Origin of the sequence: Kribbella sp. NPDC051137 (genome assembly GCF_040682535.1) — a bacterium.
GTDB lineage: Bacteria > Actinomycetota > Actinomycetes > Propionibacteriales > Kribbellaceae > Kribbella > Kribbella karoonensis.
Map to the genome: position 1 here is coordinate 449,699 of NZ_JBFBBI010000002.1, position 13,911 is coordinate 463,609.

Genomic DNA, 13,911 nt, shown 5'->3' on the forward strand with positions numbered 1-13,911 from the left:
AAAGCACCCGAACGAGGAAGGTGGCACCATGAAGCTCCTGATCGACGGCCTGGCGATGCCCGAGTCCGCGCGCCGGCACAACGGCCGGCTGTGGTTCTGCAACTGGGTCGAGCAGCAGGTGGTCGCGATCGACGCCGGCGGCAAGGCCGAGTACTTCGACGTACCGGTCGAACAGCTGATGGGCTGGTCGATCGAGTGGACGCCCGACGGCCGGCTGCTGACCACCGGCGACAAGCTCCGCCGGTACGAGCCCGACGGCTCGGTCACCGTGCTCGCCGAGCAGCACGCCAACGAGATCGTGGTCGATGCCCACGGCAACATCTACCTGGACGGCGCGGACTTCGACTTCTCCGGGGGAGAGGCGCCGAAGCCCGGCTGGATCAAGCTCGTCACACCGGACGGTGCGATCCGCGAGGTGGCCGGCGAGATCGAGTTCCCGAACGGCATGGTGCTCACCCCGGACGGCCGTACGCTGGTGATCGCGGAGTCGTTCGCCGGTCGGTTGACGGCGTTCGACGTGCAGCCGGACGGCGACCTGACGAACCGCCGGGTGTACGCCGAGAACCTCGGCCCGGACGGGATCTGCCTCGACGCCGAGGGCGCGATCTGGTCGCAGACCGGCAGCGAGGGCGTCGTCCGGGTCGCGGACGGCGGCGAGATCCTGCAGCGCATCGACCTCCCGGAGAACCGCGCCCCGTTCGCGCTCACGCTGGTCGATTTCGACGGACCGACCCTGTGCATCCTGACGTCCGAGTGGCACATGGACGACACGATCGCGAACAACCTCGCCCGCCTCCGTAGCGGCGCCCACACCGGCCAGATCCACACCGTCCCGGTGGCCGTACCACCGGCCGCCTGAGCGCGGCGAGTCAGAGCGGCAGGTCGTGCCGGCGGAGCAGCTCGACGAGAGCTGGTACGCCGGCCGACAGGTCGTACAGCTCGGCCCGCAGGCCGACGGTCCGCGCGCCCTCGACGTTGGCGGCGTTGTCGTCGACGAACAGCACCTCGGACGCGGGTACGCCGATCGTGTTCAGGATCTCCCGGAAGTACGCCGGGTCCGGCTTCGCGAGGCCGAGGTCGCAGGAGTAGAACGTCCGGTCGAACCAGGCGCCGTACCCGCGTTCGTCCTGCATGATCGCCCGCCGGTAGGCGTGCTGGTTGGTGGCCAGGTGGCACTCGACGCCGGCCACCCGGAGCGCCTGGATCAGCTCGACCACCTCGGGCTCGGCGGCGAACCAGCTCCACGGCTCGAGTGCCTCCTCGACGGACGCGGTCGAGTTCCAGCGCTGTAGCACCTCGGCGAGCGCGTCCGGGAACTCACCCTTGCCGACCAGCGCGGGCTTCTCCGCGGCCATCAGGTCGGCCACGAAGGCGTCCCCGTCGGCCGGCACCAGCGACCCGAGATGGGTGAACCAGTCGAACGTGGGCCGCTGGATCACTCCGTCGGCATCGAACAGGACGGCGCGTGAGGTCATGGCGTCATCTTGTCATCGGAGCCCTTGACCGGTTCAGTCGGTATGCGCTTACCTATGGCTACGTAAACATGAGTGGACACCTTCCGGCGAAATCCAACAGAAAGCGCCAGGTGAGGCTATGACACTGAGTAGAAGGACATTCCTGGCTGCCGGCACCGCCGCAGCCGCCGCCGGACTCACCGGATGCGGCTCTGTCGGCTCGCTGGGTGGAAAGAACGAGCTCAGCATGTGGACCTGGGTCGGGTCCGTGAACGACGACCTGATCGGCCAGGCCGAGAAGGCGATCCCGGGGTACGACGGCATGAAGCTGGCGATGACCCGGATCGGGAGCAACTACAAGACCAAGGTGCTGACCGCACTGGCCGGGAAGTCCCTGGTGCCGGACATCGTCGCGATCAACGACGACGTCGCGACGTACTTCCCGAACGCGGATCAGTTCCACGACCTGAACGAGCTCGGCGCGAAGGAGCTCGAGAAGGACTTCCTGCCCTGGAAGTGGAACTGGGGAGTGACGCCGCAGGGCAAGATGATGGCGTATCCGATGGACACCGGCCCGACCGCGCTGTTCTACCGCACGGACATCTTCACGAAGGCCGGGATCGACATCGACCCGGCGGCCGTCGCCGGGCTGGCCCCGGACTGGGACGCGTTCATCGCCCTCGGCAAGAAGGTGAAGCAGGCCGTCCCGGGCTCGTCGATCACCGACAACATCACGAGCATCTACGGCTACCGGATGGCCCAGCTGCCGAAGAAGTACATGACGCGGGACGGGCAGTACATCGGCGACCAGGATCACGTGCGGCAGTCGTTCGACCTCGCAGTACGGGTCGTGAAGGAAGGGCTGTCGGCGAACGCGCAGAACTCGAGCGACAAGAACGCCGTCGTCACGAACGGCAAGCTCGTCGCCTACAACGGCGCCGTCTGGTGGGCGCAGCTCGGGCCGAAGAACGCGGCCCCGAAGACCAAGGGACTCTGGCGGGTGACGGCGGCTCCTGGTGGCGCCGGCAACAAGGGCGGGTCCTTCCTCGGGATCACGAAGTACTGCAAGAACCCGCAGGCCGCGTTCGCGTTCATCAGCTGGCTGGAGTCGGCGAAGAACCAGGCCCAGGCGTTCCTGGACCCGGTGCTGTTCCCGTCCACGCCGGCGTCGTACACCGACCCGAAGCTGTCCGCGCCGGACCCGTTCTTCGGCGGCCAGAAGATCGTCGACGTGTTCGCGGAGTCCGCGAAGAAGTACCCGGGCGCCTACTTCTCTCCGTACGACTCGATCATCGACACCCCGATCAGCGCCGAACTGGTGAACATCGAGGCAGCGGGGAAGGACCCCGACCAGGCCTGGGCCGACGCCCAGCACCAGGTCCAGCGCGAACTCAGCCGAGCGGGGGCGATCTGACATGGCAGTCACGAGCAAGGCGGCCCCCGCCACCGAAGGCTCAGGGACCACGACCGCCGTCGCGGAGAAGCCGCCGAACAAGTACCGGCAGGCGCTCCCGCAGTACACCGCGGTGGCGCCGTTCTTCGTCCTGTTCGCGATCTTCGGCGCCTTCCCGGTGCTGTTCTCGATCTGGATCTCGTTCCACTCCTGGGACGGCATCGGGCAGATGAAGTGGGTCGGGCTGGAGCAGTACCACTACCTGCTCACCGACGCGACGTTCTGGAAGACGATCGGCAACACCCTGATCATCTGGGTGCTGTCCACGATCCCGATGCTGCTGCTCGCGCTGGTGATCGCGAACGCACTGCACAACGCGACCCGGCTGCGCACGTTCTACCGGATCGCGTACTTCGTCCCGAACGTCACCTCGGTGGTCGCGATCACGCTGGTCTTCGGGTCGATCTTCAGCAACAACTTCGGCCTGCTGAACGCGTTCCTGCAGTCGATCGGGCTCGGCCAGGTCGAATGGCTGACGTCGCCCTGGGGGATCAAGATCGCGATCGCCACCATCGTCACCTGGCGCTGGGTCGGCTACAACGCGATCATCTACCTGGCCGGCCTGCAGGCGATCTCCGCCGACGTGTACGAGGCCGCCAAGGTGGACGGTGCCTCGCCGCGGCAGACGTTCTGGCGGATCACGGTGCCGATGCTGCGGCCGGTGATCCTGTTCACCGCGGTCACCTCGACGATCGGCGGCCTGCAGATCTTCACCGAGTCCCGGGTGCTGTTCGGCGACACCAGCAGCATCGGCGGCCCGGGCGACGCCGGCCTGACGATCGTCTCGTACCTGTACCAGAGCGCGTTCATCAAGAACCAGTTCGGGTACGGCGCGGCCGTGGGCTGGGCGCTGTTCGTGCTGATCGTGCTGTTCAGCATCATCAACTGGCGGCTGATCGGCGGCAGCGACGAGGAACGAGTGACCCGACGCGCCGCTCGGCGGGTGGAACGGAAGATCGCAGCCCAGAATGCCAAGAGGGAGGCCGCAGATGTCCATTGAGCGCGTGCGCACCGCCGTCGGCCACATCGTGCTGATGCTCGGCGTGCTGGTCTCGCTGTTCCCCTTCTACTGGATGGTGGTGATGGCCTCCAACACCACCCCGGACATCTTCAGTTACCCGCCGAAGCTGCTGATCGGCTCGCACCTGTTCGAGAACATGGGCAAGGTGCTGGACAACATCGACTTCTTCGGCTCGATGCTGCTCACGCTGATCGCGTCGCTGGCCGTCACGGTGCTCGTGCTGTTCTTCGACTCGCTGGCCGCGTTCGCGTTCGCGAAGTACCAGTTCCCGGGCCGGAACGTACTTTTCGGCATCTTGCTCGCGACGTTCATGATCCCGACCCAGCTGTCGCTGGTGCCGCAGTTCGTGGTGCTCGCGCAGCTGGGCTGGATCGGGTCGCTGAAGGCTCTGATCATCCCGGGCGCGGCGAACGCGTTCGGGATCTTCTGGATGCGCCAGTACGCCAAGGGCGCGATCCCCGACGAACTGATCTCGGCCGCCAAGGTCGACGGCGCCGGCTTCTTCCGGCAGTACCTGACCGTCGGCCTGCCGGTGCTCCGGCCCGGTCTGGCCTTCCTCGGGATCTTCACCTTCATCAACGTCTGGAACGACTACCTCTGGCCGTTGATCGTGATGACCGACCCGAACCGCCTCACCCTGCAGGTCGCCCTCGACCAGCTGAACGGCATCTACGGCACCGACTACTCGATGGTGATGGCCGGTGCGTTGATGAGCGTCATCCCCCTGATCGGCGTCTTCCTGATCGGCGCGCGTTCGTTCATCGCCGACCTGGCGGCGGGCGCCATGAAGTTCTGACCTGAAACCACACACCAAACCACGGGATCTCTTTTGACTGACCACAAGCTCCGCTGGGGCATCATCGGCACCGGCAACATCGCGTCCCGGTTCGCCAGCCAGGTGCCGACGTCGAAGACCAACGAGGTCGTCGCCGTCGGCAGCCGGTCCCTCGACTCGGCGAACGCGTTCGCCGACAAGTGGGACATCGCCCACCGGCACGCGTCGTACGAGGACCTGCTCGCCGACGACAGCGTCGAGGCGGTGTACATCGCGACCCCGCACCCGATGCACGTCGAGTGGGCGATCAAGGCGGCCGAAGCCGGCAAGCACGTGCTGTGCGAGAAGCCGCTGGCGATCAACCGGGCCTGGGCCGAGGCGATGATCGAGGCCGCGGTACGCAACGACGTCTTCCTGATGGAGGCGTACATGTACCGGTGCCTGCCGCAGACCAAGCTGATCACCCAGCTGGTCCGCGACGGCGAACTCGGCACCGTGCACTCGATCCAGGCCACCTTCGCGTTCGCCGCCGGGTACAACCCCGGCAGCCGGATCTTCGCCGACGACCTGGCCGGCGGCGGCATCCTCGACGTCGGCGGCTACCCGGTCTCGATGGCCCGGCTGATCGCCGGCGTGGCGGCCGGGAAGCCGTTCGCCGACCCGGCCGCGGTGAACGCGGTGGGGACGGTCGGAGAGACCGGCGCCGACGAATGGACGGCGGCGACGCTGTTCTTCGACGGTGGCATCACCGCGCAGATCAGCACCGGCGTCCGGCTCTCCGACCAGAACCAGGTCCGGATCTACGGAAGCAAGGGCTACCTGCAGGTCGACGACCCGTGGTTCGGCGGCGACGGCAAGCCGAACAAGGTCGTCCTGCACAAGGTGGGGGAGGAGCCGCGGGAGTTGTCCGCGGAGCCGGCCCTGATCTACACCGCGGAGGCCGAGGCCGTGCAGGCCGCGATCGCCTCCGGTGCGAAGGAGGCACCGGAGATGACCTGGGCGGACACGCTCGGCAACCTCACCGTCCAGGACCAGTGGCGGGCCGCGATCGGGCAGCAGTACGCCAGTGAGCGGGACGACGCGACGATCCCGACCGCGACCGGCCGGCCGTTGCGGAAGCGCGCGGACGCGCCGATGACGTACGGCCACGTGCCGGGCGTCGACAAGCAGGTGTCCCGCCTGGTGATGGGCGTGGACAACCAGCAGACGCTGCCGCACGCCGCGGTGGTCTTCGACGACTTCGTCGAGCGCGGCGGTACGACGTTCGACACGGCGTACATCTACGGCGGCGGGCGCGGCGAGAAGCTGCTCGGGCAGTGGATGACGTCGCGCGGCAACCGGGACGACGTGGTGGTGATCTGCAAGGGCGCGCACACGCCGCACTGCGACCCGGAGTCGATCACCCGGCAGCTGCACGAGAGCCTCGAGCGGCTGCAGACCGATCACGTCGACCTGTACTTCATGCACCGGGACAACGAGGACATCCCGGTGTCGGAGTTCGTCGACGTACTGGACGAGCACTTCAAGGCCGGCCGGATCAAGGCGTACGGCGGGTCGAACTGGTCGCTGGAGCGGTTCGACGAGGCCAACGCGTACGCCGAGGCGAACAGCAAGCAGCCGTTCACGCTGCTCAGCAACCACCTCAGCCTCGCGCGGGCGTACGACGTACCGTGGGCCGGCTGCCGGCACGTGGCGGACGACGAGTCGCAGGCGTGGCTCCGGGAGCGGCAGGTCGCGTTGTTCCCGTGGTCGAGCCAGGCGCGCGGGTTCTTCACCGGGCGGGCCAAGCCCGAGGACACGTCGGACTCCGAGCTCGTGCGATGCTTCTACTCCGACGAGAACTTCCGCCGGCTGGACCGGGCACGGGAGCTCGCGGCGGCGAAGGGCGTGGAGCCGACGGCGATCGCCCTGGCCTGGTTGCTGCACCAGCCGTACCCGGTGTTCCCGCTGATCGGGCCGCGGCACGTCAGCGAGACCCGGACCTCGACCCCTGGTCTGCTGGTGACGCTGACCGACGACGAAGTGGCCTATCTCACTGCCTAGGCAGGCCTGGGCAGCCGAATTGGTCGTGTGCTGACACGCATGTAACATGATCTGTCGGAGTCACGACCCTGAACACGGAGAATCATGTCTAAGAAGTGCGATGTCTGCGGCAAGCAGCCGACGTTCGGCAACAGCGTTGCCCGCCTGGGTAAGGGCGCGATGATCCGGCGGGTCAAGGCGCGTACGCCGCGCCGTTTCAACCCGAACATCCAGCCGGTCCGCGCGATCATCAAGGGCACGCCCACCAAGATGAAGGTGTGCACCTCCTGCATCAAGGCCGGGAAGGTTCAGCGCGTCGTCGGCTGACCCCAGCAAAGCTTCCGTGTAGGGCCTTTGACCAGGCGCCCGGGGTTCACCCCGGGCGCCTAGTCGTGTTTCCGGGCCACCACGGTGATCTCGTTGCGGTTGTGGTGCAACTGGCGGGCGTGGAGTACGTCGTACCGCTCGCCGAGGACCTGGATGCCGCGGCGGGCGCCGTCGAGGGGGTTCTTGCCGCCGCCCTTGAGGGTGACGATCGCGAGGCCGTCGCGGCGCAGGTGGGCGGCCGCGTCGAGCATCATCCGGGCGCTGGTCACCTGGTCCATGCGCATGTCGTTCACCACCACGTCGAACCGGACCCGGTTGGTCGCGAAGAACCGCCCCGCCGTGGTCGCCTCGTGGTGGATCCGCCGGTCGCCGCGCAGCCGCGGGTCCAGCGAACCCGGGTCCACCGACCACACCTCCTGCCCGTGCTGCCGCAGGATCCGCGTCCAGCCGCCCGGCGACGCCCCCAGATCCACGGCCTTCCCGCCGCGCGGCAACTCCAGCCCGAAGGTCGCGATCGCCTCCTCGAGCTTGAACTCGGACCGCGACACCCGCTCCTCGCCGCGCGCCAGCCGCATTCGTCCGCCGGGCCAGTCGGAGAGGCTGTCCGCGAGCCGGTTCACCCCGAGCAGGATTGCCTTCCGGCCGCCGAAGCACGAGACGACGTACTCCTGGCCCGAGCGTGTGACGGCCACGCCGCGAGCGGCCAGCGCCTCCTCGATCCGGTGGTAGTACGAGCCGCCGCCCGGACCGTCGGTCCACGCCTGGACGGCCAGCGCCTTCGGGTACTCCGGCAGCTCGGCCAGCACCAGCTCCGCCAGCTCGTACTCCGGCGGCAGCTCCTCGAAGCTCGCGATCTCGACGGTCAGATGCCGGACGAACATGATCCGGCCGGCGTCGCACGCCGCGGCCAGCTCCCGCACCGGCACCCCGTCCACCCGCCCGAGCTCGGCCCCGACCCGCTCGATCCGTAGGTCCCGCCCGAACTCGCCGCGCAGCTCACGCACCGCCAACCCGTAGCTGTCGGCTGCGGCCGAGAACAACACACTCACCGGGGAACCGTACCGAACGACAGGACGTAGTCGTGTACGCATACGCCGCTCCACGCCTGGCGAACCGCGCCGAACCGGCCCGGAGGGGGACATCTCCTGTCGTTCGGTACGCGTTAGCCTTCCGGGCGTGGAGCAACTGACGGTTGAGGTGCTGCGGGCGTGGGCCCGGACCGCGTTGGCCGACCTGGCCCGGGCGCGGGCCGGGATCGACGAGCTGAACGTGTACCCGGTGCCGGACGGCGACACCGGGACGAACCTCTACCTGACCTGGGAGGCCGCCTGCGACGCGCTGCCGAAGGGCGAACTGACCTTCACCGAGGCGATCCAGGCCTTCGGCCGCGGCGCCCTGCTCGGCGCCCGCGGGAACTCCGGCGTGATCACCTCCCAACTGATCCGCGCCTGCGGCCTCCGGCTCGACGAGAACCTCCCGCGCGACAACAGATCCAGCGCCTCCGGCGTCGACGGTGCCGGTGGTGTCGAGGGTGTCCTGGTCGAGCCGAGGATGAGCGAGGCGGCCGCGTTCGCCGATGCGCTCCGGTACGCCGCCGACGCCGCGTACGGCGCGGTCGCGCAGCCGGTCGAGGGGACCATGCTGACCGTCGCCCGCGCGGCCGCCGCCGGCGCGATGACGGCCGCGAACGACGGCAAGTCGCTCGCCGACGTCTGCCTTGCCGCGGTGGCCTCCGCCCGCCAGGCGCTCACGAAGACGACGGAGCAACTCGACGTACTGCGGCGCGCGGGGGTCGTCGACGCCGGGGGAGCCGGCCTGGTGGTGATCCTCGGCGCGATGGAGTCGGTCCTCACCGGCCGGCACGTCCGCGTCGACGTACCGGCCCGGGTCGAGCCGCGCGGCGAGGACACGGTCGGCGAGGACGGTCCGGCGTACGAGGTGATGTACCTGCTGGACGCGCCGGACGACCAGGTCGACGGCTTCCGGCTGCGGCTGGCGGCGCTCGGCGACTCGGTCGTCGTGGTCGGCGGCGACGGGCTCTGGAACGTCCACGTGCACACCGACGACGTCGGCGGGGCGATCGAGCACGGCATCGGCATCGGCCGACCGCACCGGATCCGGGTCACGCACTTCGCGGACCACGCACACTCCGGGCACCAGCACGAGCCGGTGCCCGGCCGGGCGGTGATCGCGGTCGTGGCCGGCGACGGACTGGCCGACCTGTTCACCGAGGCCGGCGCGCGGATCATCCGCGGCGGTCCGGGGCGCCGCTGCTCGACCGGCGAACTGCTGCGGGCGATCGAGGAGTCGAAGGCACCGGAGATCGTGATCCTGCCGAACGACTCGGACTCGATCGCCGTCGCCGAAGCGGCCGCGACCGCCGCCCGCCAGGACGGGATCCGGGTCGCGGTGATCCCGACCCGCGCGCAGGTCCAGGGACTGGCCGCGGTCGCGGTCCACGATCCGCAGCGCAGCTTCGACGACGACGTCGTACAGCTCTCGGCCGCCGCCGGGCAGACCCGGCATGGCGCGGTCACGGTCGCGGTGAAGGACGCCTGGACGATGGCCGGGAGGTGCCGGGTCGGGGACGCGCTCGGCGTGGTCGACGGCGACTTCGCGTTGATCACCGAGGATCTGGAACAGGCGGCGTACGGCGTCGTCGACCGGCTGCTCGGCGGTGGCGGCGAACTGCTGACGATCGTCACCGGGCGGGACGCGGACCCGGGACTCGCGGCGGCCGTCGAGCGGCATGTCCGGCGGGCACGCAAAGATGTCGATGTGATGGTGTACGACGGAGGGCAGGACAGGTACCCGTTGTTGATCGGGGTCGAATGAAGACTGACATGGAGAGGAAGCTTCGCGACTTCCTCGGTGCCAAGACAGCCAAGACGTTCGCCGAGGTGCTCGGGATCGAGACCGTCGGCGAGCTGCTGCGGCACTACCCGCGGCGGTACCTGAAGAAGGGCGAGCTGACGCCGTTCGACGAGCTCGAGGTCGGCGACCAGGCGACCGTGAACGGCCGGGTCAAGAAGGTCACCGCCCGTGCGCTGGACACCAAGCTGGAGATCAAGCCCGAGGACGCCCACAAGTTCCGCAAACGGCGGACGATCACCAAGGTCGTGGTCACCGACGGCCGGAACGACCTGGAGGCGGCGTTCTTCAACCAGCCCTGGCTGCTGACGAAGCTGACGCCCGGCACCTCCGCCCTGTTCTGGGGCGAGGTGACGATGTTCCGCACCACCATGCAGCTGAAGAACCCCGGCACCGAGGTCCTCGACTCCGAAGACCTCACGGAGGCCGAGATCGAGCGCCGGGCTCGGCCGTTCCGCCCGCTCTACCCGGCCACCTCGAAGTTGTCGACGGCAACGATCGAGCGGTCGGTGAAGATCGTGCTGGACAGCCTGGACGACCGGATCGACGACCCGGTCCCGGACCTGATCCTGCGCAACGAGAAGCTGCTCGGGCTCCGGGACGCCTTGCAGAAGGTGCATCTGCCGGACACCGAGAAGGACATCCACGACGCGCAGCAGCGGTTCCGGTTCGAGGAAGCGCTGGTGATGCAGACGATCCTCGCCCAGCGGCGCGCCGTGACCGACGCGCTGAACGCCGTACCGCGGCCGCGGGTCCAGGGCCGGCTGCTCGACGACTTCGACAAGCGACTGCCGTTCGAGCTGACCGAGGGACAGGCCGAGGTCGGGGAGGAGGTCTTCGCGGATCTCGCGCGCCCGCACCCGATGCACCGGCTGCTGCAGGGTGAGGTCGGCTCCGGGAAGACCGTGGTCGCGCTGCGGGCGATGTTGTCCGTGGTGGACAACGGCGGCCAGGCCGCGCTGCTGGCGCCGACCGAGGTGCTCGCGGTCCAGCATCACAAGACGCTGACGAAGATGCTCGGCGAGCTGGCCGAGCAGGGCATGCTCGGCGGTGCGGAGCACGCCACGAAGATCGGCCTGCTGACCGGTTCGCTGAACGCGGCGGCCCGGCGTACGGCGATGCTCGACGCGGCCAGCGGCGCCGCCGGGATCGTGGTCGGGACGCACGCGCTGCTCGAGGACAAGGTCCAGTTCGCGGATCTCGGGCTGGTCGTGGTCGACGAGCAGCACCGGTTCGGCGTCGAGCAGCGGGCCGCGCTGAGCGCGAAGTCCGGCGAGAACACCCCGCACGTGCTGGTGATGACCGCGACGCCGATCCCGCGGACGGTCGCGATGACGGTGTTCGGCGACCTCGCGGTGTCGACGCTCACCCAACTGCCGGCCGGCCGGTCGCCGATCCAGTCGTCCGTGGTCCCGGCGAAGGAGCGGCCCGACTGGCTGCAGCGGGCGTGGGCGCGGGTCCGCGAGGAGGTCGGCAAGGGGCACCAGGTGTACGTCGTGTGCCCGCGGATCGGGGACGACGTCAAGAACGCGAAGGACGAGGAGGGCGAGCTCCTCGAGACCGACGAGGGCGGCAAGAAGCAGGCCCGGCCGCCGATCTCGGTGATGCAGGTGTCCGAGGCGCTGGCGGAGATCCTGCACGACCTGCGGGTGGAGATCCTGCACGGGCGGTTGCCGGCCGACGAGAAGGACGCGGTGATGTCGCGGTTCGCGGCCGGGGACGTCGACGTACTGATCGCGACCACCGTGATCGAGGTCGGGGTCGACGTACCGAACGCGTCGACGATGGTGATCATGGACGCCGACCGGTTCGGGATCTCGCAGCTGCACCAGCTGCGCGGCCGGGTCGGGCGGGGCAAGGTGCCGGGGCTGTGCCTGCTGGTCACGGACCTGTGGGCCGGGTCGAAGTCGTACGGGCGGCTGGAGGCGGTCGCGTCGACGACGGACGGGTTCGAGCTGTCCCGGATCGACCTGGAGACCCGGCGCGAGGGCGACGTGCTCGGGGTCGCGCAGTCCGGGCGGCGGTCGAGCCTGAAGCTGCTGAGCGTGCTCCGCGACGAGGACGTGATCCTCGCCGCCCGCCACGTGGCGAACTCGATCGTCTCGGTCGACGCGGAGCTGGCCGAGTACCCCGCGCTACGAGCCGTCGTACGAGATGCCCTCGAGTCCGAGACCACCGAGTACTTGGAGAAGACGTGACGCGCATCGTCGGGGGGGTGGCCGGGGGGCGGCGGATCGGGGTGCCGGCGGGGAGTGGGACGCGGCCGACGGCGGATCGGGTGCGGGAGGCTTTGTTCTCGTCGCTGGAGTCCGAGTTCGGCAGCTTCGACGGGCTGTCGGTGCTCGACCTGTACGCCGGTTCCGGCGCGATCGGGCTGGAGGCGCTGTCCCGGGGTGCGGCGCAGGCCGTGCTGGTGGAGTCGGACCGGCGGGCGGCCGAGGTGATCGCGGCGAACATCAAGATCGTCGGACTACCCGGCGCGACGCTGCTCACCAGGCCGGTGGAGAAGATCACAGCGAGTGACGCCCCGGCCGTGTTCGACCTCGTCTTCGCGGACCCGCCGTACAAGCTGGAGACCGCCGAGCTGCAGGACGTGCTGACCGGTCTCGCGGCGCAGGGCTGGCTGGCGGACGACGCCGTACTGGTCGTCGAGCGCGGGAAGCGGGAGCCGTGGGAGTGGCCGGAGGGGTTCGCCGCGCTCCGGGACCGCAAGTACGGCGAGGCCCGCCTTTGGTACGGTCACCGCCATGGCCAAGGCTAGGACGGCAGGCTCCGCGCATGAGTAGAGCGGTTTTCCCCGGCACCTTCGACCCGCCCACGGTCGGGCATCTCGACATCGTCACCCGGGCGGCCGCCGCCTTCGACGAGCTGATCGTCGCGACCGGGGTGAACCAGTCGAAGAACCGGCTGTTCGGCCCGCAGGAGCGGATCGAGATGCTCACCGAGCTGGTCGAGCCGTTCCCGAACGTCCGGGTCGGCACCTTCGACGGCCTGCTGGTCGACTACTGCACGGCCGAGGGCGCCGGGGTGATCGTGAAGGGCCTGCGCTCGGCCGCCGACTACGACTACGAGCTGCAGATGGCGCAGCTGAACCGGCGGATGACCGGCGTCGACACGCTGTTCTTCCCGACCGCGCCGGAGAACGGGTTCGTCTCCTCCAGCTGGGTCAAGGAGATCGCCCGGCTGGGCGGCGACGTCAGCTCGTTCGTGACCCCGGCCGTTCACGCACGGTTACTGAACAAGGTCCGGGACAAGGTCTAGGCCGCCCCGATTGGGCGGTACGCCCGGGGAGTTGGTAGTCTTGACAACCGGTCTCGACGAGACCGAGATCTTGCCTGCCCACGCCTGAGAGGTTTGTCCTGAGCGTCCTGGACCCGCGGTCCCCACTCGTGATCGATACGCACGAGCTGACACGCCGCGCCGGGTCCCAACGCGAAGTCAGCTTCACGGCGCCGGCGCCGGCAGATCTCGGAATCGACGTGATCGGCGTCCCCGAAGGCGATCCGATCCAGTTCGATCTACGGCTGGAATCGGTGGTCGAAGGGGTGCTCGTCACCGGAACGGCCCGTGGCCGCCTGGTCGGGGAGTGCGCGCGGTGCCTGGTCGATATCGAGGACGAGTTCCTCGCTGACGTCCAGGAGCTGTACGTCTACCCGGAGAGCGAAGCCGAGCCGGACGAGGCCAGCCGGATGGAGGGCGATCTGATCGACCTCGAGCCGGTGCTGAGGGACCAGGTGGTGCTCGCACTGCCGTTCCAGCCGTTGTGTACGGACGACTGTCCGGGACTGTGCCCCGACTGCGGGGTGCGCCTGGCGGACGAGCCCGGCCACAACCACGGGGAACGTACCGATCCCCGCTGGGCCGCCCTCGGCGGACTGCTCGACAAACCCGAGCAGGACAACTGAACAGCTCCACCGCAGTACCGAAATCGTCAGACTGAGCCGGCCGGGCCCCTCCGGGCCTCCGGCCGAACCGAGGAGTCATAACC

General features: G+C 69.0%; 13 protein-coding genes. 11 read left to right on the plus strand and 2 right to left on the minus strand.

Translation table 11 applies throughout. From position 1 onward, the window contains the following. Window positions 1-28: 28 nt before the first annotated feature. Window positions 29-859, plus strand: a complete 831-nt coding sequence (locus tag AB0M51_RS09590; RefSeq protein ID WP_344188205.1) for an SMP-30/gluconolactonase/LRE family protein — start codon at window positions 29-31, stop codon at window positions 857-859. Between the two features lie 10 nt (window positions 860-869). On the opposite strand, the gene AB0M51_RS09595 is transcribed toward AB0M51_RS09590, so the two are convergent. Further along, window positions 870-1,475 carry an HAD-IA family hydrolase gene (locus AB0M51_RS09595; protein ID WP_344188204.1) on the minus strand — a complete coding sequence of 202 codons (606 nt, stop codon included), beginning with the start codon at window positions 1,473-1,475 and terminating at the stop codon, window positions 870-872. Between the two features lie 118 nt (window positions 1,476-1,593). Here AB0M51_RS09595 and AB0M51_RS09600 point away from each other — a divergent pair, with 118 nt between their 5' ends. The 5 genes from AB0M51_RS09600 to rpmB all read left to right on the plus strand — a co-directional run bounded on the left by AB0M51_RS09600 (window position 1,594) and on the right by rpmB (window position 7,052). Next, entirely contained in the window at window positions 1,594-2,868 is a 1,275-nt protein-coding gene (locus tag AB0M51_RS09600) for an extracellular solute-binding protein (RefSeq protein ID WP_344188203.1), read from the plus strand. 1 nt (window position 2,869) lies between these two features. Continuing rightward, complete coding sequence (locus AB0M51_RS09605; RefSeq protein ID WP_344188201.1) at window positions 2,870-3,907, plus strand: sugar ABC transporter permease; 1,038 nt, start codon at window positions 2,870-2,872, stop codon at window positions 3,905-3,907. Beyond that, entirely contained in the window at window positions 3,897-4,724 is an 828-nt protein-coding gene (locus tag AB0M51_RS09610; RefSeq protein ID WP_344188200.1) for a carbohydrate ABC transporter permease, read from the plus strand. The genes AB0M51_RS09605 and AB0M51_RS09610 overlap by 11 nt, the downstream gene beginning before the upstream one ends. A gap of 33 nt (window positions 4,725-4,757) precedes the next feature. Then, window positions 4,758-6,746 (plus strand): aldo/keto reductase, encoded by a 1,989-nt coding sequence (locus AB0M51_RS09615; protein WP_344188199.1) that lies wholly within the window; start codon window positions 4,758-4,760, stop codon window positions 6,744-6,746. An 84-nt stretch (window positions 6,747-6,830) separates the two neighbouring features. Continuing rightward, entirely contained in the window at window positions 6,831-7,052 is a 222-nt protein-coding gene (rpmB, locus tag AB0M51_RS09620) for a 50S ribosomal protein L28 (RefSeq protein WP_130387610.1), read from the plus strand. A 59-nt stretch (window positions 7,053-7,111) separates the two neighbouring features. Here the strand turns inward: rpmB and AB0M51_RS09625 are convergent, their stop codons facing one another. Continuing rightward, window positions 7,112-8,101, minus strand: a complete 990-nt coding sequence (locus tag AB0M51_RS09625) for an SAM-dependent methyltransferase (RefSeq protein ID WP_344188198.1) — start codon at window positions 8,099-8,101, stop codon at window positions 7,112-7,114. A 127-nt stretch (window positions 8,102-8,228) separates the two neighbouring features. On the opposite strand from AB0M51_RS09625, the gene AB0M51_RS09630 reads away from it, so the two are divergent. The 5 genes from AB0M51_RS09630 to AB0M51_RS09650 all read left to right on the plus strand — a co-directional run bounded on the left by AB0M51_RS09630 (window position 8,229) and on the right by AB0M51_RS09650 (window position 13,828). Further along, window positions 8,229-9,887 (plus strand): DAK2 domain-containing protein, encoded by a 1,659-nt coding sequence (locus AB0M51_RS09630; protein ID WP_344188197.1) that lies wholly within the window; start codon window positions 8,229-8,231, stop codon window positions 9,885-9,887. Continuing rightward, window positions 9,884-12,121 (plus strand): ATP-dependent DNA helicase RecG, encoded by a 2,238-nt coding sequence (gene recG / locus AB0M51_RS09635; RefSeq protein ID WP_344188195.1) that lies wholly within the window; start codon window positions 9,884-9,886, stop codon window positions 12,119-12,121. Before AB0M51_RS09630 ends, recG begins: the two co-directional genes overlap by 4 nt. After that, window positions 12,118-12,684 (plus strand): 16S rRNA (guanine(966)-N(2))-methyltransferase RsmD, encoded by a 567-nt coding sequence (gene rsmD, locus AB0M51_RS09640; protein WP_344188194.1) that lies wholly within the window; start codon window positions 12,118-12,120, stop codon window positions 12,682-12,684. Before recG ends, rsmD begins: the two co-directional genes overlap by 4 nt. 17 nt (window positions 12,685-12,701) lie before the next feature. Beyond that, window positions 12,702-13,184, plus strand: coding sequence for a pantetheine-phosphate adenylyltransferase (coaD, locus tag AB0M51_RS09645; RefSeq protein WP_344188193.1), 483 nt, complete (start codon window positions 12,702-12,704; stop codon window positions 13,182-13,184). A gap of 128 nt (window positions 13,185-13,312) precedes the next feature. Further along, on the plus strand, window positions 13,313-13,828 hold the full coding sequence (locus tag AB0M51_RS09650) for a DUF177 domain-containing protein (RefSeq protein WP_344188192.1): 516 nt from the start codon (window positions 13,313-13,315) through the stop codon (window positions 13,826-13,828). Window positions 13,829-13,911 lie beyond the last annotated feature (83 nt).

Coding starts and splice junctions, on each gene's coding strand:
- AB0M51_RS09590 (WP_344188205.1), top strand. CDS start 29: ATGAAGCTCCTGATCGACGGCCTGGCGATGCCCGAGTCCGCGCGCCGG.
- AB0M51_RS09595 (WP_344188204.1), bottom strand. CDS start 1,475: ATGACCTCACGCGCCGTCCTGTTCGATGCCGACGGAGTGATCCAGCGG.
- AB0M51_RS09600 (WP_344188203.1), top strand. CDS start 1,594: ATGACACTGAGTAGAAGGACATTCCTGGCTGCCGGCACCGCCGCAGCC.
- AB0M51_RS09605 (WP_344188201.1), top strand. CDS start 2,870: ATGGCAGTCACGAGCAAGGCGGCCCCCGCCACCGAAGGCTCAGGGACC.
- AB0M51_RS09610 (WP_344188200.1), top strand. CDS start 3,897: ATGTCCATTGAGCGCGTGCGCACCGCCGTCGGCCACATCGTGCTGATG.
- rpmB (WP_130387610.1), top strand. CDS start 6,831: ATGTCTAAGAAGTGCGATGTCTGCGGCAAGCAGCCGACGTTCGGCAAC.
- recG (WP_344188195.1), top strand. CDS start 9,884: ATGAAGACTGACATGGAGAGGAAGCTTCGCGACTTCCTCGGTGCCAAG.
- coaD (WP_344188193.1), top strand. CDS start 12,702: ATGAGTAGAGCGGTTTTCCCCGGCACCTTCGACCCGCCCACGGTCGGG.